The 19848-nt window shown below is 56.1% G+C and carries 16 protein-coding genes and 1 tRNA gene; 16 read left to right on the top strand and 1 reads right to left on the bottom strand.

The window, feature by feature from the left end:
- The first annotated feature begins 173 nt into the window (after positions 1-173).
- From ACQY4M_RS07110 to ACQY4M_RS07040, 15 genes are all read left to right on the top strand, one after another.
- Positions 174-1424, top strand: coding sequence for an IS256 family transposase (locus ACQY4M_RS07110; protein WP_428539230.1), 1251 nt, complete (start codon positions 174-176; stop codon positions 1422-1424).
- A complete protein-coding gene (gene ypfJ, locus ACQY4M_RS07105; protein WP_428542565.1) occupies positions 1421-2230 on the top strand; it encodes a KPN_02809 family neutral zinc metallopeptidase in 810 nt (269 codons plus the stop codon). Before ACQY4M_RS07110 ends, ypfJ begins: the two co-directional genes overlap by 4 nt.
- 86 nt (positions 2231-2316) lie before the next feature.
- The gene (locus tag ACQY4M_RS07100) at positions 2317-3360 is read left to right on the top strand and encodes an IS5 family transposase (protein ID WP_428539227.1); all 1044 of its coding nucleotides are present in this window, start codon (positions 2317-2319) and stop codon (positions 3358-3360) included.
- Positions 3361-3425: 65 nt separating this feature from the next.
- Positions 3426-3647, top strand: a complete 222-nt coding sequence (locus tag ACQY4M_RS07095; RefSeq protein WP_428542535.1) for a hypothetical protein — start codon at positions 3426-3428, stop codon at positions 3645-3647.
- A 15-nt stretch (positions 3648-3662) separates the two neighbouring features.
- Complete coding sequence (locus ACQY4M_RS07090; protein ID WP_428542532.1) at positions 3663-4700, top strand: TRAP transporter substrate-binding protein; 1038 nt, start codon at positions 3663-3665, stop codon at positions 4698-4700.
- A gap of 69 nt (positions 4701-4769) precedes the next feature.
- Positions 4770-6023 carry a flavin-dependent oxidoreductase gene (locus ACQY4M_RS07085; protein WP_428542529.1) on the top strand — a complete coding sequence of 418 codons (1254 nt, stop codon included), beginning with the start codon at positions 4770-4772 and terminating at the stop codon, positions 6021-6023.
- 24 nt (positions 6024-6047) lie between these two features.
- On the top strand, positions 6048-6632 hold the full coding sequence (locus tag ACQY4M_RS07080; RefSeq protein WP_428542526.1) for a TRAP transporter small permease: 585 nt from the start codon (positions 6048-6050) through the stop codon (positions 6630-6632).
- Entirely contained in the window at positions 6629-7981 is a 1353-nt protein-coding gene (locus ACQY4M_RS07075; RefSeq protein ID WP_428542523.1) for a TRAP transporter large permease, read from the top strand. Before ACQY4M_RS07080 ends, ACQY4M_RS07075 begins: the two co-directional genes overlap by 4 nt.
- A 91-nt stretch (positions 7982-8072) precedes the next feature.
- Positions 8073-8158: transfer RNA gene (locus tag ACQY4M_RS07070), tRNA-Leu, on the top strand.
- A gap of 140 nt (positions 8159-8298) precedes the next feature.
- On the top strand, positions 8299-9060 hold the full coding sequence (gene modA, locus ACQY4M_RS07065; RefSeq protein ID WP_428542520.1) for a molybdate ABC transporter substrate-binding protein: 762 nt from the start codon (positions 8299-8301) through the stop codon (positions 9058-9060).
- On the top strand, positions 9057-9737 hold the full coding sequence (gene modB, locus ACQY4M_RS07060) for a molybdate ABC transporter permease subunit (protein ID WP_428542517.1): 681 nt from the start codon (positions 9057-9059) through the stop codon (positions 9735-9737). Before modA ends, modB begins: the two co-directional genes overlap by 4 nt.
- Positions 9734-10735 (top strand): ATP-binding cassette domain-containing protein, encoded by a 1002-nt coding sequence (locus tag ACQY4M_RS07055; protein ID WP_428542514.1) that lies wholly within the window; start codon positions 9734-9736, stop codon positions 10733-10735. The genes modB and ACQY4M_RS07055 overlap by 4 nt, the downstream gene beginning before the upstream one ends.
- A gap of 95 nt (positions 10736-10830) precedes the next feature.
- Positions 10831-11963 (top strand): IS3 family transposase gene (locus ACQY4M_RS07050; protein WP_428539245.1). Its coding sequence is split into 2 segments (ribosomal slippage): positions 10831-11083 and positions 11083-11963, totalling 1134 coding nucleotides; the frame shifts between segments, so codons are not numbered across the junction.
- A 310-nt stretch (positions 11964-12273) separates the two neighbouring features.
- Positions 12274-12930 (top strand): IS1595 family transposase, encoded by a 657-nt coding sequence (locus ACQY4M_RS07045; RefSeq protein WP_428539609.1) that lies wholly within the window; start codon positions 12274-12276, stop codon positions 12928-12930.
- 207 nt (positions 12931-13137) lie between these two features.
- Positions 13138-14364: an IS256 family transposase gene (locus tag ACQY4M_RS07040; RefSeq protein ID WP_428539582.1), complete on the top strand. Its 1227-nt coding sequence runs from the start codon at positions 13138-13140 to the stop codon at positions 14362-14364.
- A 408-nt stretch (positions 14365-14772) separates the two neighbouring features.
- On the opposite strand, the gene ACQY4M_RS07035 is transcribed toward ACQY4M_RS07040, so the two are convergent.
- Positions 14773-15999, bottom strand: a complete 1227-nt coding sequence (locus ACQY4M_RS07035; RefSeq protein WP_428539582.1) for an IS256 family transposase — start codon at positions 15997-15999, stop codon at positions 14773-14775.
- Positions 16000-16229: 230 nt separating this feature from the next.
- On the opposite strand from ACQY4M_RS07035, the gene ACQY4M_RS07030 reads away from it, so the two are divergent.
- On the top strand, positions 16230-19646 hold the full coding sequence (locus ACQY4M_RS07030) for a Hint domain-containing protein (RefSeq protein WP_428542511.1): 3417 nt from the start codon (positions 16230-16232) through the stop codon (positions 19644-19646).
- The last annotated feature ends 202 nt before the right edge of the window (positions 19647-19848 follow it).

Below are 19848 nucleotides of genomic sequence, written 5' to 3'. Positions count from 1 at the left end.
TGTTGCAGTATCTGGAACACACGACAGGGCTGATCACGGAAATGGCCGCGCGTCTTAGCGGGACGCCGGATCGTCATTAGAGTAATGCCCGAAAGTTGGTGATGGGGTGATTGGGTGGCATATCATGGCGGTGTTGACGCGCCGCGATTCTCAGAGAGAAAAGGATATGCCACATGGAAGACGATACTATTTTGGAGTTTACCGATCCAGCCGGAATTTCACCTGATCCGCTGACGGATATCTTGCGCAAAGGCGCGCGGGATCTGTTGGCACAGGCGGTCGAGGCCGAGGTTTGTGATCTGATGGCGCAACACGCGCATTTGAGGGATTCGGCCGGTCGCCAGCGCCTTGTTCGCCACGGATACCTGCCGGAGCGCGAGGTGATGACGGGGATCGGCCCTGTCCCGGTGAATGTGCCTCGGGTGCGTGATCGTGGCACGGGGGCGGAGAAGATCAGGTTCACCTCGACGCTTCTGCCGCCGTATCTGCGCCGGGCAAAGTCGGTCGAGGAGTTGTTGCCCTGGCTCTATCTCAAAGGTATTTCCACGGGTGATTTCGGCGAAGCACTGGCGGCCCTTCTGGGGCCTGATGCGGGTGGTTTGACATCGAGCACGATTTCGCGCCTGAAGGCGGAGTGGTGGGCAGAATACGAGCGTTGGAACCGGCGTGACCTGTCGGCCAAACGCTATGTGTATTTCTGGGCCGACGGGGTTTATTTCAAGCCGCGCACGGATGCTGACAAGCAATGCATGCTGGTGATCATCGGCGCGGACGAGTGGGGTAACAAGGATGTTCTGGGCCTCGTGGACGGGTATCGAGAAAGCAGCCAGAGCTGGCGTGAACTGCTGCTGGACTTGCAACGTCGTGGCCTCAGAAAAGCCCCTGATCTGGCCGTTGGTGATGGCGCGCTCGGCTTCTGGAACGCCTTGCGGGAGGTGTTCGGTGAGACCCGGGAGCAGCGCTGCTGGGTGCATAAAACCGGCAACGTCCTGAATGCCATGCCGAAGTCGCTGCAAGCCAAAGCCAAGGGCCATCTACAGGACATCTGGATGGCCGAGAACAAACGGGACGCCGAGGCCGCGTTCAATTTCTTCATCGAAGCCTATGGCGTGAAATACGAGCGTGCCGTGGGGAAGCTGACCAAGGACCGGGACGTGCTGCTGACCTTCTACGACTTCCCTGCCGAGCACTGGAAACACATCCGCACATCCAACCCCATCGAAAGCATATTTGCCACCGTGCGGCACCGAACGAAGAAGACCAAAGGCTGCCTCGGGCGCAAGACCGCCTTGGCAATGACCTTCCGCCTGATGATGTCGGCAAAGAAGAAATGGCGTAAACTCGACGGCGCATTCCGATTGCCGGAAATCATCGAAGGGGTTGAATTTAAGGACGGGATCAAGCAGGAAAAACATGCCGCCTGATTACTGCGTCACCAACTTTTGGGCATAGCTCAATTGGTGCACTGATCATTGTGTTGATCGGGGCCTTTATGGGGGTGGATGTCAGTAGCCTATTGAATAACCCTGCTATGTCCGGTGGTCAGATACAGAACGGTGGGGGCGGTGAACTGACCGAGGCTGACAAACGGGCAGGGGAATTTGTTTCTGTGGTTCTGGCCGATACCGAAGATGTCTGGAGCAACATTTTCCGTGAACAGGTCGGCCAACCGTATCATCCGGTTACTTTGGTTTTGTTCAAGGGCGCCACGCAATCGGCTTGTGGCGGGGCCAACGGGGCGACCGGGCCGTTTTATTGTCCGGGTGACAAAAAGGTATTTCTGGACACCGCATTCTTCACCACTCTTTCGCGGCAAATGGGGGCCAAGGGTGATTTTGCATCTGCCTATGTGGTGGCGCACGAGGTTGCGCACCATGTCCAGGATGAATTGGGAATTCTGGGCAAAGCCAACCGCATCCGCCAGCAGGTCAGCAAAGAACAAAGCAACGCCATTTCCGTTCGTATCGAATTGCAGGCGGATTGTTATTCCGGCATCTGGGCGCGCCATGCCAAGGAGCAGTTCGGCTCGGTTGAGCGCGGGGACATTGCCGAGGCTATGAACGCCGCCAAACAGATCGGGGATGATACATTACAGCGCAACGCCGGCCGGCGGGTGATGCCGCACACCTTTACCCATGGCACCTCGGAACAGCGTCAACGCTGGTTCTATACCGGCTACGAAAGCGGTGAGCTGGCAACCTGCGATACGTTCGGGACGGATAATCTCTAGGGAACCTCTAAAAATCCCCCAAAATCCGGCCTGACGGGGTAGAATCGTCATCAGGATGAAAATGATTCGACCGACGGGGTTTTGTCATGGGTCAGATGGGATTTTTTGATCTTTCCAGCCGATACGCGGGACTGGACAAATCTGGTGATCCGCTGGTGTTGCTCAACGACATGGTGCCGTTCGAGGATTACCGGGACGAGCTGAAGGCCATATGGCGCACGCCGCCCGAACAGCGCAAATCCAACGCTGGCCGCCCGCCTTGGGATGAGGTGCTGATATTCAAGACGATGGTTTTGCAGCAGCTCTACAACCTCTCTGACGATCAGATCGAGTATCAGATCCGCGACCGCCTGTCGTTCATGCGGTTTCTCGGCCTTGGCATTGAAGACAGCGTACCTGACGCCAAGACCATCTGGGCCTACCGTGAAAGGCTGGCCGGGGCCGGGAAGATGAAGGAGCTGTTTGACAAGTTCGATGCCTTTCTGCGCGAAAAGGGCTATCTGGCGATGGGCGGGCAGATTGTTGATGCGAGCATCGTTCCGGCGCCGCGCCAGCACAACAAAAGGGACGAGAACGAGAAAATCAAGGCGGGCGAAACGCCTGAAGAGTGGGAGGAAAAACCCCACAAGAAGCGCCAGAAGGACGTGGATGCGCGCTGGACGAAGAAGCACGGCAAGAGCTATTACGGCTACAAGAACCACATCAATGTCGACCGGCGGCACAAATTCATCCGCGCTTATGATGTCACCGATGCCGCCGTGCATGACAGCCAGGCGCTTGCCGGTCTGATTGATGCGAGCAACACCTCATCGGACCTGTGGGCCGACAGCGCCTATCGCTCGCAAAAGATCGAAAGCGAGCTGGAAGAGCGGGGGCTTCACAGCCATATCCATCACAAGGGCAGGCGCGGCAAGCCGCTTGGCGAGCGCCAGCAAAAGGCCAACCGGAGGCGCTCGAAAGTGCGGGTCCGGGTCGAGCATGTATTCGCTTTTCAGGAGCGCTCCATGGGCGGCAAGCTGATCCGCTCCATCGGCCTGAAGCGGGCGCGATTTCGCATCGGGATGATGAACCTGGTCTACAACATGAAGCGCTTCGTCCAGTTCGAATGCGGCCTGGCGGCGCCGGGATAAGGGTTCATGGGGTGAGGTGTGCCTGAAATACCCAAAACCGGCTTGAAACCGGTGAAAATGGGTTTATGATCCGAAGCAATCAGGCGGGACAGGCGAAAAACCGTCCACCCCGCCGCGAAGAAGGCGAAAACGGGAATTTACAGAGGTTCCCTCTAGCAAAAGTAAGGAATCTCCTTGCAAAACCGACTGTGCGGTCGATTATACTTGCTAAGGCGCATTTGATCTGGATCATTGCAGTTGCAACGAATCAAAACTCCTGCGCCAATGTGCTAGGATGCGAATCGTGAACAGGGAGGATACCAATGAAATTCACACTTAAATCCGCAATGATCGGGGTTATGGCCCTTGGGATATCGGCCGGGGCGGCCATGTCGCAAGAGGTGACCTTGCGTTTTCAACACTTTATTTCGCCTAAAGGCTCGGTGCCGAAATTTTTTATGCAGCCCTGGGCTGACAAGATTTTGGAAGAATCCGGCGGGCGTTTGAAGATCGAGATTTATCCGGCGATGCAACTGGGTGGCAAGCCGCCCGCACTTTATGACCAGATCCGCGATGGCGTGATTGATGGTGGCTGGGCCATTCCGGCCTACACGCCGGGCCGTTTCCCCGAAGCCGAGGCGTTTGAATTGCCGTTCATGACATCTATGTCCGCCGAAGCCTCAAGCAAGGCTGCGTGGGATTATACGGCGAAATACATGGGCGAGCGGTTTGGTGATGTGCATCTGATCGCGGTGCATGTGCATGGCCCCGGCGTTATCCACAAAAAGGGTGATCCGATCACCTCGATTGCCGATTTCAACGGTCTAAAACTGCGTGGCCCCTCGCGTCAGGCTAACAAACTGCTTGAGGCCGTGGGCGCAACACCTGTCGGCATGCCGGTTCCAGCCTTTCCCGAGGCATTGTCCAAAGGCATCGTTGATGGTGGCGTGATCCCGTGGGAAATTGTTCCGCCAATGAAGGTGCATGAACTGGCCGACAGCCACACGCAAATCGGCGGGGACCGTGCGCTTTACAATACCTATTTCATCTGGGCGATGAACAAGGATGCCTATGATGCGCTGCCCGATGATCTGAAGGCGATCATCGATAACAATTCGGGTGTGGAAACATCCGGTTGGGCTGGCAAGGCGATGGATGATGGCGATGATCTGGGCGAAAAGGTTGTGCGCGAGCGCGGCAACAAGATCGTGACACTGGACGACGGTGTTGTGGCAGAACTGCGTGCCATCGGTGACAAGCTGACAGCAGACTGGATTGCCGAAGTAACCTCCAAAGGTCTGGACGGCGCAGCCATGGTCGCCGATGCACAGGCACTGGTTGCCAAATACTCTGACGAGTAAATCGCGCAATCGAAGAACAGGAAGGCCAGACAGCAACAGGTCTGGCCTTCTTTTTATCAGGGGAATGATATGACCGTATTGATCGCAGGGGCCGGTATTGCCGGTCTGACATTGGGGTTGAGCTTGCATCAGGTGGGCATCCCGTTTCATATTTATGAAGCGGTCGAGGATATTCGCCCGCTGGGGGTTGGTATCAATCTGCAATCGCTGGCCACGCGCGAATTGTTTGAATTGGGATTAGAGGATGCGTTGGACGAAGTGGGTTTGCGCACCCGCGAGGTTGGTTATTTCACTGCACAAGGTCAGGAAATCTGGCGCGAGCCACGCGGCACTTTCGCGGGCAACACATGGCCGCAATATTCGATCCATCGCGGTGGTTTGCAAATGGCGCTGCTGGAGGCGCTGATTGAACGGGCAGGGCCGGATGTGTTGACCATGGGGGCGGCTGTGACGGGTTGGCGCGATGTGGATAGCGGGGTCGAGGTAACCCTCACCAACCGCAAGACAGACACGGTGATCGGCACCGCCATCGGTGATGTGCTGATTGCGGCGGACGGGATCAATTCGGTGCTTCGCGCGGGGTTCTACCCGGATGAGGGACCGGCAGTTTGGGGCGGCACGATGATGTGGCGCGGCGTGACGCGCGGGCCGAAGTTCCTGACGGGCCGCAGCATGGCGATGGTGGGCAACAAGGCCTGCAAATTCGTCTGCTACCCGATTGGTGATACGGATGACGGGGGCAGTCTGATCAACTGGATCGCCGATCTGGAACTGCCTGCCGATTACGACTGGCTGTCGCAGGACTGGAATCGCACCGACAATCGCGCCGATTTTGCGCACAGGTTTGATAGCTGGTCTTTTGACTGGATCGACATCCCGAAAATCATAGCTAAGGCAGACGGCATCTGGGAATTCCCGATGGTGGATCGCAATCCATTGCCACAATGGAGTTTCGGGCCTGTCACCCTGCTGGGCGATGCGGCCCATGCAATGTATCCGATTGGATCAAACGGGGCCTCGCAAGGCATCATTGACGCCCGCGTTCTGGCCCGCGAATTGCGCGATCATGGCGTGGGGCAGGGTGCGTTACAATCCTATGACGATATCCGCAGCAAGGCGGTGAATGCGGTGGTGCTGGCCAATCGCGGCGACGGACCGGACAAGATTCTGGACATCGTGGCCGAGCGTGCGCCAGACGGGTTTGACGATATTGAAACGGTCATGCCGCTTAGCGAACGTCAGGCCTTTGCCGACCGCTATAAGGCTGTCACGGGTATGACAATCGAGGAATTGAACAAACGCCCCGCGATCATCGCGGTATAGGGAACAGGAAACGGGAAAACGACAATGCTATTGGCAAAATCGGCCGAACTGCGGGTGGGCAGATGGCTGGAACGAATATCGCGCACATTCGCCTATGCGGGCGGGGTTGTGCTGGCGGCCATCGCGCTGGTGACGGTGGCGTCAATCATCGGGCGGTTCTTTTTGTTCGCAGGGCTTGGCCCGATCAAGGGCGATTATGAAATCGTCGAAATGGGCAGCGCAATCGCGATTTTTGCCTTCATGCCCTTTGCCCAATACAAACGCGCCCATGTGGTTGTCGACATCTTTACCCTGCGCTTGTCGCAGCGGGTGCAATCCTTTCTGGGGTTCATGGGGGATGTGTTGATCGCCTTGGCCGCAGGTGTGATCGTCTGGCGGTTCTGGCTGGGGCTGGGGGAAAAGGTACCCTATGGGTCCGAGGCGGTAAGAAACTTCTTTTCAATGGGTTACAAGCCGTTCTTTGCGGAAACCACTTATGAACTGAGCGTGCCAATCTGGATCCCTTATTCTTTCGCCTTTATCGGTGCGGTGCTGTTCTTTGTAGTCAGCCTGTTCACCGTCTGGCGCAGCCTGAACTGGACACTTGAGGGACGGGAGTACCAGCCATGACCGGGTTAGAGATTGCTATCATCGCCTTTGTGCTGATGCTGCTGGCCATTTTCGTGCGCGTGCCGATTGCGATTGCGATGGGCATGGCGGGATTTTTAGGGCAATGGGCCTTTTTGGGTAAAACCACGCCCACGCTGGGGCTGCTGAAAACACTGGCCTATGACACTTTTTCCAGCTACTCGCTGTCGATCGTGCCGCTGTTCTTGCTGATGGGGCAGTTTGCCACCAAATCCGGCATGTCCTCGGCCCTGTTCGAGGCCGCAAGCGACTGGCTGGGCCACCGCAAGGGCGGTATTGCCATGGCGGCTGTCGGCGGTTGCGCGGGCTTTGGTGCGGTCTGCGGATCGTCCTTGGCCACGGCCAGCACGATGGGGCAGGTGGCCCTGCCGGAAATGCGCAAGCGGGGCTATTCCGATGCGTTGTCGACCGGCGTTTTGGCCGCGGGGGGCACATTGGGCATCCTGATCCCGCCTTCGGTCATTCTGGTGATCTATGCGATGCTGGCGGAACAAAACATCGTCAAACTGTTCATGGCGGCGATGGTGCCGGGTATTCTGGCCGCACTTGGCTATATGCTGACTGTGGCTATTTATGTGCGGGTTCGCCCTGATGCGGCCGGCACCGCCCCGCGGGTGCCTTACAAAAAGCGGTTCAGAACCCTTGTGCGGGTCTGGCCGGTGGTGGTGATCTTCGGTCTTGTGATCGGCGGGATCGCCGGTGACTGGAACTGGTCGCAACCCGGTATTCAGGCGTTGTTTTCCCCGACCGAAGGGGCGGCGGTTGGCGCTGTGGCCACGGGCCTTTATGGCGTGATGACGGGTGGTTTGAACTGGCGCGGGTTTCTGGATTCCGTTCTGGGGGCGGCCAATGCCAGCGCGATGATATTCTTGATCATTCTGGGCGCGCAGGTGTTCAATTCCTTCCTTGCCACCACACAGGCGCCGCAACAGCTGGCCGAATGGATCTTGGCACAGGGCTATGGCCCCTATCTGGTGCTGACCATCATGCTGCTGTTTTATCTGGTGTTCGGCTGCATCATGGACAGCCTGTCGATGATCCTGCTGACCATCCCGATTTTCATCCCGATCATCGAGGTGCTGGATTTCGGCATGAACGCCGAAGACACCGCGATCTGGTTTGGCATCCTTGCGCTGATCGTGGTCGAGGTGGGGTTGATCACACCGCCAGTGGGGATGAACCTGTTCATCATCAATTCCATGGCCAAGGACATTCCGATGTCGAAAACCTATCAGGGGGTGTTCCCATTCGTGATGTCCGATCTGCTGCGGGTGGTGGTGCTGGTGATGTTCCCGGGGATCACACTGTGGCTGGTCGGGGTGATGTTCTGACGGCTTTGGCGCGGCTGTTCAAAGAATTGCCGCGCGCGTGCATTTTCCTGTAGACGCGGGCGCGTGCTGGCGCTAGGAAACGGCCTTAGTGGCCCGAGTGGCGGAATGGTAGACGCAGGGGATTCAAAATCCCCCGATAGCAATATCGTGCGAGTTCAAGTCTCGCCTCGGGCACCACTACCCTGAAAACCTGTTGGCGGTGTGAGTGTTATTGCTGTGATGCGCTTGATATCGCGCCGCAATTGCGGGCCTGCGACAGAGTGTTCCTGCAATGATATTGGCTTGCAAAAGGGCGCTATAACGGGTTGTTAGGGGCTATGGTTTGTTTTGCGCGCCTTTTGAAAACCGTTATTGCCGCCCTTTTTGCGGGGCTGTTTTCGGGGGCGGTTCTGGCAGGCGAAGTGACGGTGGCCGTGGCGTCGAATTTCCTGCCCGCGATGCAGGAAATAGGGGCGCAGTTTAGTCAGGAAACCGGCCATATCCTGAATATCGTCAATGGTTCGACCGGCACCCTGTTCGCCCAGATCAGCAAAGGCGCGCCTTATGATGTGTTCCTGTCGGCCGATATGGCGCGGGTAACAAAGCTGGCAGAGGCGGGCAAGTTGCTGGACGGGGAGGGCAAACCCTATGCTCTTGGCGCGTTGGTGCTTTATGCCCGCGACAAGGGGATTTTGGCCGATGACATCCCAAGCAGCCTGTTGCGCGATGATTTGCGCCATTTTGCGATGGCTGATCCTTTGACCGCCCCTTACGGGCTGGCCGCAAGTCAGGTGCTGCAATCGCTGGATCTGGGGGATGTGGTCGCGCAAAAGGCGGTGATTGGCGCCAATATCGGCCAGACCTTCGGCTTTGTGAAAACGGGCAATGCCCAAATCGGCTTTGTGGCCTTGTCGCAGGCAATGGCCGTTGGTGGCGAATGGCTGGATATACCGTCCGAAACCTATGCGCCGATTGTGCAGGGGGCGGGGCTGTTGCTGCATGCCAGGGGCAACGATGCGGCGCGCGAATTTTACGACTATCTGTCCGGTGACGCCGCCCTCGCGGTGCTGGTGAAATCAGGCTACGGGGTGCCGGAATGAACATCTGGCCCGCGATCTGGCTGTCGGTGCAACTGGCCAGCCTGACCATGCTGATCCTGCTGGTGATTGCCACACCGCTGGCCTGGTGGCTGACCCGCACCCGCAACCCCGTGCGTCCGCTGATCGAGGCGCTGGTGGCCCTGCCGCTGGTGCTGCCGCCCACGGTGCTGGGGTTTTACCTTCTGGTGTTGATGAGCCCCGACATGGCGCTTGGCGCGCTGTGGCTGCGGTTGACCGGTGACACGCTGGCGTTTTCCTTTGCCGGTTTGTTGATGGCATCGGTGATCTATTCGCTGCCTTTCGCGGTGCAACCCTTGCAAACCGCGTTCCAGTCGGTTGGCAAAGGTGTGCTCGAGGCCGCGACAACATTGGGTGCAGGCCCGTGGGATGCCTTTCGCAGTGTGGTGATCCCGCTGTCGCGGCGCGGGTTCCTGACGGCGATGGTTCTTAGTTTTGCACACACATTGGGGGAATTCGGTGTGGTTCTGATGGTGGGTGGCAACATCCCGGGCAAAACGCGGGTGATTTCAATCGAGGTGTTCAACGCGGTTGAAACGCTGGATTATGCCACTGCGCATTTGTTGTCTGCAGGGCTGCTGGTGTTTTCCTTTCTGGTGCTGATCTTTGTCTACCTGATGAACGGCAAGGACCGCAGCAAACGACGGGGGGCGGAATGAGCGATATGCTGCATCTGGATATTACGCTGACCCTCGGGGATTATTCGCTGACCGCCAAAGGCGACATTCCGTTAACCGGGATCACCGCGCTGGAAGGGGCCAGTGGCAGCGGCAAAACAACCCTGCTGCGCAGCATCGCGGGGCTGGAGCCAAGCGCAAAGGGCATGATCCGGTTTGGTGATGTGGTCTGGCAGGGCGACGGGGTGTTCCTGCCGCCACAGGCGCGCCGAATTGGCTATGTGTTTCAGGACGCGCGGCTGTTCAAACATATGGATGTGGGCCAGAACCTTGCTTATGGCCACAGGCGGGCAAGGGCCGCGCCCGAAGTGCTGGAACGTGTGATTGCGGCGCTGGACCTGTCGGATATGCTAACGCGGCGTGTCGGGGCGCTGTCGGGCGGGGAAAAACAGCGCGTGGCGATCGGGCGTGCCCTGGCGATGGATCCGCAATTGTTGTTGATGGACGAACCCATGACGGGGCTGGATCGGGCTCGGCGCAACGAAATCCTGCCTTATATTGCGCGGGCGGTGCAGGCGTCGGGCTGTCCGGCGATCTATGTCAGTCACGAGCGGCGAGAAACCTCGATGATGGCGGGGCAGATCATGCAGATCATGGATGGTCAATTGCAGGCCCCCGTCACATGCGAGACATCCTTGCCTTATGAAGTGCGTCAAACGGATCGTGGCCCTGTTCTATGTATTTCGGAGCAGGAAACCCGCCTGCCGGTATCTGATACCACGGATCATAGCGGAGTGCTTCGTTTCAACGAGGCCGGCGTGATGTTGAGCACGGATAATCCGGGGGGCAGTACGGCGGCTGTGTGCCTGCCCACAACACTGATTGAAATCATTCCCGCATCAGACAATGCATGCCGTTTGGTCCTTCAGGGGGACGGATGGCGCATCGTTGTGTCGAAACAGAAAACCAACTGTGAATTGGCCGATTTGACTGTTGGAATGCATCTCTGGGTGAGCATAAACGAAATATGCATTATTTGACCGCTTACTGGTCTGGAATGGCAGCTTACAGAGGTGGTCGCGGAAATTCGGACCAGTTGTTAAGGTGGATCGACTTATGAGAAAGACGATTCAAAATGACAAAACGAAAGAACCATTCTCCCGAATTCAAAGCCCGCGTTGCGCTTGAAGCAATCCGCGAGGAAATGACGATGGCGGAGCTGTCGAAGAAGTATGGTGTGCATCCAACCCAGATTGGCACATGGAAACGAGCAGCGATTGAAAACATGGCCACGGCATTTTCCAGACGGGGCCGTGATCCTGATCGGGTTGATGAAGCCCAGATTGAGAAGCTGCACTCCAAGATTGGTCAGCTGGTCGTGGAACGGGATTTTTTAGCCAACGCCTCGCAACAGTTGCTCGGGAAGCGAGGCAAAAAATGGTGAGCCGTGAGCATGATCTGAGTGTGCGACGACAATGCGGGCTACTTTCTCTGGCGCGCTCGAACCTGTATTACCAGCCAAAAGGCGAAAGTGCTGAAAATTTGCGGTTCATGACAATAATCGACAAGCAATTCTTGCAGACGCCGTGGTATGGATCACGGCAAATGGCCCGGCACATGCAGCGCCAAGGTTACAAGTGTGGTCGCCACAGGGTCCGCCGTTTGATGCGGCTGATGCGGTTGGTTCCGATCTACCAGACGCCCAACACGAGCAAGAAACATCCGCAGCATAAGATCTACCCGTATCTGCTGCGAGACCTGACGATTGATCGTCCAAACCATGTGTGGTGCGTAGATATCACCTACATTCCGATGCAGCGCGGGTTCCTCTATTTGGTCGCGATCATGGACTGGCACAGCCGCAAGGTTTTGAGCTGGAGATTGTCAAACAGCATGGAGGCAGATTTTTGCGTTGAAGCCCTGAAAGAGGCTATGGCCAAATACGGCAAGCCCGATATCATGAACAGCGACCAGGGCAGCCAGTTCACCGGGTTTGAATGGACGCAGGCGCTGAAAGAAGCCGACGTGAAAATCTCGATGGATGGCAAAGGTCGCTGGGTCGATAACCGGATGATCGAGCGGCTTTGGCGATCCTTGAAATACGAATGCATTTACCTCAACGCATTTGAAACGGGTTCGCAGACCCGCGCCGGGATCGGGAAATGGTTGGCTTACTACAACACCGAGCGCCCGCATTCCACCCACGGAATATTGACCCCGGATGAAGCCTATGACAGAAAAACAAAACCAATGAGTTTGGCAGCCTAAATGAAACCCTGATCCATCTTAAACTGGCTGCTGACTGGTCAAAAAAGTGGGACCACCTCTTACCTAACGGAATGATTCGCAGGATTTTTCATTTAAACTGTTTCCAATAGTCAAAAAGCTTGAAGAATATGTCATAAATACATGCCAAAATGGAAACAATTCATGCTCGATTTGTGAGTTTGGCTTTCTCGCCTTACGGTTGTTGGTCGTAATTGGGTTGGTTCGCTGATGTCTACAATCCGAGTTGGGTATTCGTATTCAAAATAAGGGGCTGACCCAGATAACCTAAAAAGAGGTTATGATGGGAAGCATGAGAAAGAGTCGCCTGAGCCACTACAAGCAAGACCGTCTTACGGAGCATTTTGTTTCGGGATCGACAGCACGAACAGCAGCCAGTTTGTGTGGTGTAAACCGCAAGACCGCAGCGTTTTATTTTCTACGCCTGCGCGAGATAATCGCCTATGAGCTGGAGGCGGAAAGCCAAGCTATGTTCGGCGGAGAAATAGAAGTGGACGAAAGCTACTTTGGCGGCAAACGCAAAGGTAAACGCGGGCGTGGTGCGGCAGGTAAAATTCCCGTTTTTGGTATATTAAAAAGGGGTGGGAAGGTTTACACCAAGATCATCCCGGACGCCAAATCCGCCACTCTGATCCCGATCATAGAGCGCAAAGTCGTGCCGGATTCCATCGTCTATTCCGATTGTTGGCGCGGTTATAATGTGCTGGATGTGTCAGACTTCCACCACTTTCGCATCAACCATTCCAAGCTCTTTGCAGACCGTCACAACCACATCAATGGCATCGAGAATTTCTGGAACCAAGCCAAGCGCCACATGCGCCGATTTAACGGTGTCCCCAAGGCCCAATTTGGGCTATATTTGAAGGAATGCGAGTGGCGTTTCAACAACAGTGACCCTTCAGCTCAGTTATTGCAGCTAAGACAATGGGTTAAGCGTTACTTGAAGTAGTTATCTGGGTCAGCCCCCAAAATAATAGATAACCTGTCTTAACGTATAGGCAATCGAATGGCGAATTCGATGATTTTCACAGTACACTTCTTATTGGGTATGAAAATCGGTAGTGTCGCGAGTTTGGTGGAAATTCGAGGACGGCGTAATCTCCGGGTGCATCGAAGCCACCCAACCGGCGGCTGGAACCGCCAAGGAGATCACGCCATGACAAAGAATACAGCAACATCGACATCCGCGCTACTGGCCAATGAAGCAGGCTATGACCCGATTGAAGACCGGCTGCGCCAGAACATCCGCGCGACGATCGAGGCGGTTTTCGAAGAGGAGCTGGAGCAGTTTCTGGGCCGTTGCCGGTATGGCCGCAGCGGCGGGGCAAAGGCCGGATACCGCCACGGGCATCGCGAGCGGCAACTGGTCGGAACATTTGGAACCGAAACGGTGCGCGTGCCGCGTGCGCGGATCACAGGCGAGGCCGGCAAGGCCAGAGAATGGCGCTCGAAGGCATTGCCCCGCTACCAGCGGCTGACGAAGAAGGCCGAGGCGCTGATCGCTGCTGTCTACCTTTCGGGCACCAACACACGGCGGGTAAAACGCGCCCTGTTCGGCCTGTTTCAGGGGGCGGTCAGCAAGGATGTGGTGAGCCGCGCCTGGCGCAAGGTGAAGGTGGACTGGCAGGCGTGGTGCGCCCGCAGCCTTGCGGATGAAGACATCGTGCGGCTGATCCTGGACGGCACCGTGATCAAAACGCGGATTGACAGGAAGGCCACCAATATCTCGGTTCTGGCCGCGATTGGCGTGCGCCGGGATGGGCAGAAGGTCTTGTTATCACTGATGAACATGGGCGGCGAAAGCACCTCCGCCTGGCGTCAGTTCATCAACGATCTGGATGCGCGCGGGTTGAAACGGCCCGAATTTGTCATCGTGGACGGGGCACCGGGACTTGAGGTCGCTCTCATTGCCCTCTGGGGTGAAGATCTGCCGATCCAGAGGTGCACGGTGCACAAGCACCGCAACCTTCTGGCCAAGGCACCCAAGCGTATGCATGATGAGTTGACAGAAGATTACCGCGACATGATCTACGCCAAAACACCCGAGGAAATCGCCACCCGCCGCAAGGCATTTCTGCGAAAATGGCGGCTGAAATGCAAGGCCGTCGCTGACAGCTTGGAAGAAGCAGGAGATAAGCTTTTCACCTTCACGCGTCTGCCACAAGGCCAGTGGAAATCGGCCAGAACGACAAATGCGATCGAACGCCTGAACGAGGAATTCCGCCGCCGCATCAAGACCCAGACCGTGCTGCCATGCGCCGAGACCGTGCCGATGCTGCTTTGGGCTCTGATGGCCTCGGGGCAGATCGTCATGCGAAAGGTCGATGGCTGGGAAACGCTCGCTCAGCCCGTCGCCGACGCAACCCTTGACCAAGCCGCCTGACCGGCGCATAACTCAACCCGCTCGGAGGTGCCTGAAATCAATTTCCACCACTTTCGAGACACAACCTGAAAATCTATTGTTGCTGTATTTCAGACAATCAACCAGTCGAGACTCCTCGCGGTTGTGCAGAGCTTTTGAAAGGGTCATTAAAATGTAGGCAGTACGCCCGGAATTTGCCTCATTCTTGCCGTTTTTCGTTTTTCCCCCATCATTTCAAGGTATAAGACAAGTAGACCTAAACTATTGATGCATTGGGAACGTAAAGTATCTGCTGTTTTACGATGACACCCCAAGCGGAAATAGTGCCGGGAAAAGATGAGTGAATGTAAAGGTTGCCTTTGGGGTTGTGTCTCGAAAGTGGTGGAAATTGATTTCAGGCACCTCCGAGCGGGTTGAGTTATGCGCCGGTCAGGCGGCTTGGTCAAGGGTTGCGTCGGCGACGGGCTGAGCGAGCGTTTCCCAGCCATCGACCTTTCGCATGACGATCTGCCCCGAGGCCATCAGAGCCCAAAGCAGCATCGGCACGGTCTCGGCGCATGGCAGCACGGTCTGGGTCTTGATGCGGCGGCGGAATTCCTCGTTCAGGCGTTCGATCGCATTTGTCGTTCTGGCCGATTTCCACTGGCCTTGTGGCAGACGCGTGAAGGTGAAAAGCTTATCTCCTGCTTCTTCCAAGCTGTCAGCGACGGCCTTGCATTTCAGCCGCCATTTTCGCAGAAATGCCTTGCGGCGGGTGGCGATTTCCTCGGGTGTTTTGGCGTAGATCATGTCGCGGTAATCTTCTGTCAACTCATCATGCATACGCTTGGGTGCCTTGGCCAGAAGGTTGCGGTGCTTGTGCACCGTGCACCTCTGGATCGGCAGATCTTCACCCCAGAGGGCAATGAGAGCGACCTCAAGTCCCGGTGCCCCGTCCACGATGACAAATTCGGGCCGTTTCAACCCGCGCGCATCCAGATCGTTGATGAACTGACGCCAGGCGGAGGTGCTTTCGCCGCCCATGTTCATCAGTGATAACAAGACCTTCTGCCCATCCCGGCGCACGCCAATCGCGGCCAGAACCGAGATATTGGTGGCCTTCCTGTCAATCCGCGTTTTGATCACGGTGCCGTCCAGGATCAGCCGCACGATGTCTTCATCCGCAAGGCTGCGGGCGCACCACGCCTGCCAGTCCACCTTCACCTTGCGCCAGGCGCGGCTCACCACATCCTTGCTGACCGCCCCCTGAAACAGGCCGAACAGGGCGCGTTTTACCCGCCGTGTGTTGGTGCCCGAAAGGTAGACAGCAGCGATCAGCGCCTCGGCCTTCTTCGTCAGCCGCTGGTAGCGGGGCAATGCCTTCGAGCGCCATTCTCTGGCCTTGCCGGCCTCGCCTGTGATCCGCGCACGCGGCACGCGCACCGTTTCGGTTCCAAATGTTCCGACCAGTTGCCGCTCGCGATGCCCGTGGCGGTATCCGGCCTTTGCCCCGCCGCTGCGGCCATACCGGCAACGGCCCAGAAACTGCTCCAGCTCCTCTTCGAAAACCGCCTCGATCGTCGCGCGGATGTTCTGGCGCAGCCGGTCTTCAATCGGGTCATAGCCTGCTTCATTGGCCAGTAGCGCGGATGTCGATGTTGCTGTATTCTTTGTCATGGCGTGATCTCCTTGGCGGTTCCAGCCGCCGGTTGGGTGGCTTCGATGCACCCGGAGATTACGCCGTCCTCGAATTTCCACCAAACTCGCGACACTACCGCCTTTGGTCTGGATTATCCTTTGCATTTGATGTGTGTGTGTGTCGGGGTGCTATTTGCAGTCTGACAAATACTCAAACGGGGATTTGGTGGAAGGATCGGATTTCCGGTTAATTTGTGGGGAATATTTATATGGCTGATTATCTTCTTGATTGGAACGATACGGGTTCTGACGGATCGACAACAATTACTTCTGCATCGGGTTCGGATGATATTTCTGTCACTGTGTCCACACCTTGCAATGACGATAGCGACAGTTGGACAATGAACGGCGGGATCATGTACGGATCCGGCGTTGAAAACGAAATTACGACATTTGTCACATTCGATGCGCCGGTCGAAAATGTCAGCTTTGAATTGCTGGACGTTGATCAAGGCGCTGGTTGGGATGACAAGGTCACCATTATCGCCCGGGACGCGGATGGCAATATCGTACCTGTGTCCTATTCGGATCTAGCCTGGCACCACACCGTTGATGGCAATACTGTCAATGCGGGGGATAATGAAAATTCCGGCGTTGACGGGTCGGGTGCGGTTGACTCGGTAACCGTGACTATTCCGGGACCGGTTGTCAGCATTGAAATTGTTATGGATAACGGCGAATCCGCCGATAACAGCGGTGTTGTTGGTATCACGGAAATGACATTTGATGCGGTTCCGGTTGTGACCTCGGACGGGATTGTTGAGGGCACGGCAGGTGATGATCTGATCGATGTTGCCTATACCGGTGATCCGGACGGCGACCGTGTAGATAACCATGATGCCGTTCTGGATGATCCGAATGGCGATTACCTGCCGGATGCAGGCGACAATGACGATACGATCCTTGCAGGCGCTGGCAATGATACGGTTTTTGCCGGTGAGGGCAATGATTTGGTCATGGGTGGTGACGGCGACGATACATTGCATGGCGAAGACGGGGATGATCAGCTGTGCGGGCAGGATGGTGACGACACCATTTATGGCGGCGAAGGCGACGATCTGCTGGAAGGCATGAACGACGACGATCTGCTGTTTGGCGGTGACGGGGACGACATCGTCAAAGGTGACGCTGGTGATGATGTTGCCTCTGGCGGTGCCGGGAATGACTCGGTTTATGGTGGCAGCGGGGACGATACCCTGTACGGCAACGACGGCGACGACACATTGGGCGGTGGCTCGGGCAATGATGTGCTGTTCGGGAATGACGGTGCCGATACCATTAAGGGTGGTGGCGGCGATGATGTTATCTATGGCGGCACAGGAAACGACGATATCAACGGCGGCTCGGGCAATGATACTGCCTATGGCGGCGCGGGTGATGATACCATCACCGGTGGTAAAGGCGATGATGTAATCTATGGCGATGGTCCGGTTACCGGCGGCGTTGACGGGGGCGGTGTTGACCCTGTAACGCTTAGTTTTGACAATGTTGCGGCCGAGTCCGAAACCGCCAGTGATCCGAATACAGCAGAAGCCGGTGACAGTGTCGTTTATGAACATGTTGCTGTTCTGGCTGACGGAACAATCGTGGATGCCCGTTTGGTTCTGGTGGAAACATCCAACGACGATCTGACTGTCGATCTGGCCTCGGACAATGATTACGAAATCCTTCTGAACGGAACCAACGATGCGGATATGGAAGGTGAAACAGCCACCTTCCGAGTAGAGTTTTTTGATCACGCAACAGGTGAACCGGTTGAATTGAATCCCGGAGTTGTATTCCATGATCTGGATACGAACCACGGGACCGAAACCCTGACCATCAATGATCCGGCACTGGTCAATGTCGGGGTGCCTTCGGACAGCTCTCTGGATGTTAATTACGACGGTTCAACGCTGATCGCCTCGGGAACAGAAAACAATACGGACCCTTCGGATTTGGACAGCCAGATATCTACGCTGTTTGGCACGACCAGTTCTATCACATTCACCTTGGGCACTCGTGGTATCAATTCGGGTTTCGGCTTTGGCAACATTGATGATCAGGACTTTGATTATCTGGCCGATGGCGGTGATGATGTTCTGGATGGCGGCGAAGGTGACGATACGATCTATGGCGGTGTTGGCAATGACACCATCACCGGCGGTGCCGGTTCCGACACTGTATTTGGTGGCGAAGGCGACGATGTAATCGATACATCCGGCCCGAATTCGGCCGGCACTGATGCAAAGCCTGATTTAGGATATCCCGGACTGTATCCGGCAGACACCGACCCGGATGACGACAAGGATGTCATCTATGGCGGTGCTGGCAATGACACCATAACCACCGGCGACGATGCCGATATTATCTTCGGCGGCACAGGTGATGATACCATTGATGGCGGTATTGATGCCGATACAATCGACGGGGGCGACGGTGACGATGTGATCATCGGCGGCGAAGGCTCGGACATCATCGATGGCGGTGCTGGCGATGACACTATCTATGGCGGCCTTGATCCATCATTTCCGGATGCCATCAATATTCCGGATGACGGCTCTGGACCATATGGCCCTGATCTGGTGCCCAACAACGGTATGGATGTTATCCATGGTGGCGAAGGTAACGACACCATCTATGGTGCTGACGACGATGATACATTGTTCGGCGACGCAGGTGACGATTATATCGATGGTGGTATTGATGACGATACCATCAGTTGCGGTTCCGGCGATGACACGCTGATTGGTGGACAAGGGGATGACATTATTTCCGGCGGGACCGGTAATGATAGTATTTCCGGTGGATCGGGTGTCGATGTCATGTCAGGTGGCGATGACCGCGATACCTTTACCAATATCACTGCCGGTGATGTGGTCGAGGGCGGCGAAGGTGGCGATGATTACGATACGCTGGATCTGACCGGTTCACGCCCTGACGGGGGCAGCATCCGCGTGTTCCATGACGCTGGCAACCCGGAAAACGGTCATGTCGATTTCCGCGATGCGGATGGCAATGTCATTGGCACAATGGAATTCCACGACATCGAAAACGTGGTGCCGTGCTTCACACCCGGAACCCTGATCGCCACCCCCAAAGGCGAACGCCTGGTCGAGGATCTGTCCGTGGGTGACAAGATCATCACCCGTGACAACGGCATTCAGGAAATCCGCTGGGTGGGCGAGAAGAAGCTGCATTGGCAAGACCTTGCCACCAACCCGCATCTGATGCCGATCCTGATCAAAAAGGGTGCGTTGGGCAACGATTTGCCAGAACGCGACATGCTGGTGTCTCCAAACCACCGCATGTTGGTGGCCAATGACAAAACATCGCTTTATTTTGAGGAACGCGAAGTTCTGGCGGCGGCCAAACATCTGGTCAACAACCGCGATATCATCCAGAAAGAGGTTATGAACACCGCGTATCTGTACTTTATGTTCGACAACCACGAAGTGGTCTTGTCGGACGGGGCGTGGACCGAAAGCTTCCAGCCCGGTGATATGGCGTTGAAGTCGGTTGGGAATGCCCAGCGGAATGAAATTATGGAACTGTTCCCTGAACTGGCAACTCGGGACGGGATCAATTCCTATCAATCCGCACGCAAAACACTGAAAGCACACGAAGCGCGGCTTTTGGTTCGTTAATAAGCGGGCAAACTAATGGTCTAAGGGCCTGAATGACAAAAGATCGGGGAATGGGACACCATTTCCCGATCTTTTTATTGCAATGCTTTGCTGGACGTTGAACCCTGTCGCGGAAACAAACTGTAGGGAACCTCTAAAAATCCCCCAAAATCCGGCCTGACGGGGTAGAATCGTCATCAGGATGAAAATGATTCGACCGACG

The organism is Profundibacter sp. (assembly GCF_965277155.1).
Classification (GTDB): domain Bacteria; phylum Pseudomonadota; class Alphaproteobacteria; order Rhodobacterales; family Rhodobacteraceae; genus Profundibacter.
This window is presented reverse-complemented; position numbering and strand designations above follow the sequence as displayed.

Bases quoted from the DNA above. Each gene is read 5' to 3' on its own strand.
- ACQY4M_RS07110 (WP_428539230.1), top strand. From the start codon at position 174: ATGGAAGACGATACTATTTTGGAGTTTACCGATCCAGCCGGAATTTCA.
- ACQY4M_RS07100 (WP_428539227.1), top strand. From the start codon at position 2,317: ATGGGTCAGATGGGATTTTTTGATCTTTCCAGCCGATACGCGGGACTG.
- ACQY4M_RS07095 (WP_428542535.1), top strand. From the start codon at position 3,426: ATGATCCGAAGCAATCAGGCGGGACAGGCGAAAAACCGTCCACCCCGC.
- ACQY4M_RS07090 (WP_428542532.1), top strand. From the start codon at position 3,663: ATGAAATTCACACTTAAATCCGCAATGATCGGGGTTATGGCCCTTGGG.
- ACQY4M_RS07085 (WP_428542529.1), top strand. From the start codon at position 4,770: ATGACCGTATTGATCGCAGGGGCCGGTATTGCCGGTCTGACATTGGGG.
- ACQY4M_RS07080 (WP_428542526.1), top strand. From the start codon at position 6,048: ATGCTATTGGCAAAATCGGCCGAACTGCGGGTGGGCAGATGGCTGGAA.
- ACQY4M_RS07075 (WP_428542523.1), top strand. From the start codon at position 6,629: ATGACCGGGTTAGAGATTGCTATCATCGCCTTTGTGCTGATGCTGCTG.
- modA (WP_428542520.1), top strand. From the start codon at position 8,299: ATGGTTTGTTTTGCGCGCCTTTTGAAAACCGTTATTGCCGCCCTTTTT.
- modB (WP_428542517.1), top strand. From the start codon at position 9,057: ATGAACATCTGGCCCGCGATCTGGCTGTCGGTGCAACTGGCCAGCCTG.
- ACQY4M_RS07055 (WP_428542514.1), top strand. From the start codon at position 9,734: ATGAGCGATATGCTGCATCTGGATATTACGCTGACCCTCGGGGATTAT.
- ACQY4M_RS07045 (WP_428539609.1), top strand. From the start codon at position 12,274: ATGAGAAAGAGTCGCCTGAGCCACTACAAGCAAGACCGTCTTACGGAG.
- ACQY4M_RS07040 (WP_428539582.1), top strand. From the start codon at position 13,138: ATGACAAAGAATACAGCAACATCGACATCCGCGCTACTGGCCAATGAA.
- ACQY4M_RS07035 (WP_428539582.1), bottom strand. From the start codon at position 15,999: ATGACAAAGAATACAGCAACATCGACATCCGCGCTACTGGCCAATGAA.
- ACQY4M_RS07030 (WP_428542511.1), top strand. From the start codon at position 16,230: ATGGCTGATTATCTTCTTGATTGGAACGATACGGGTTCTGACGGATCG.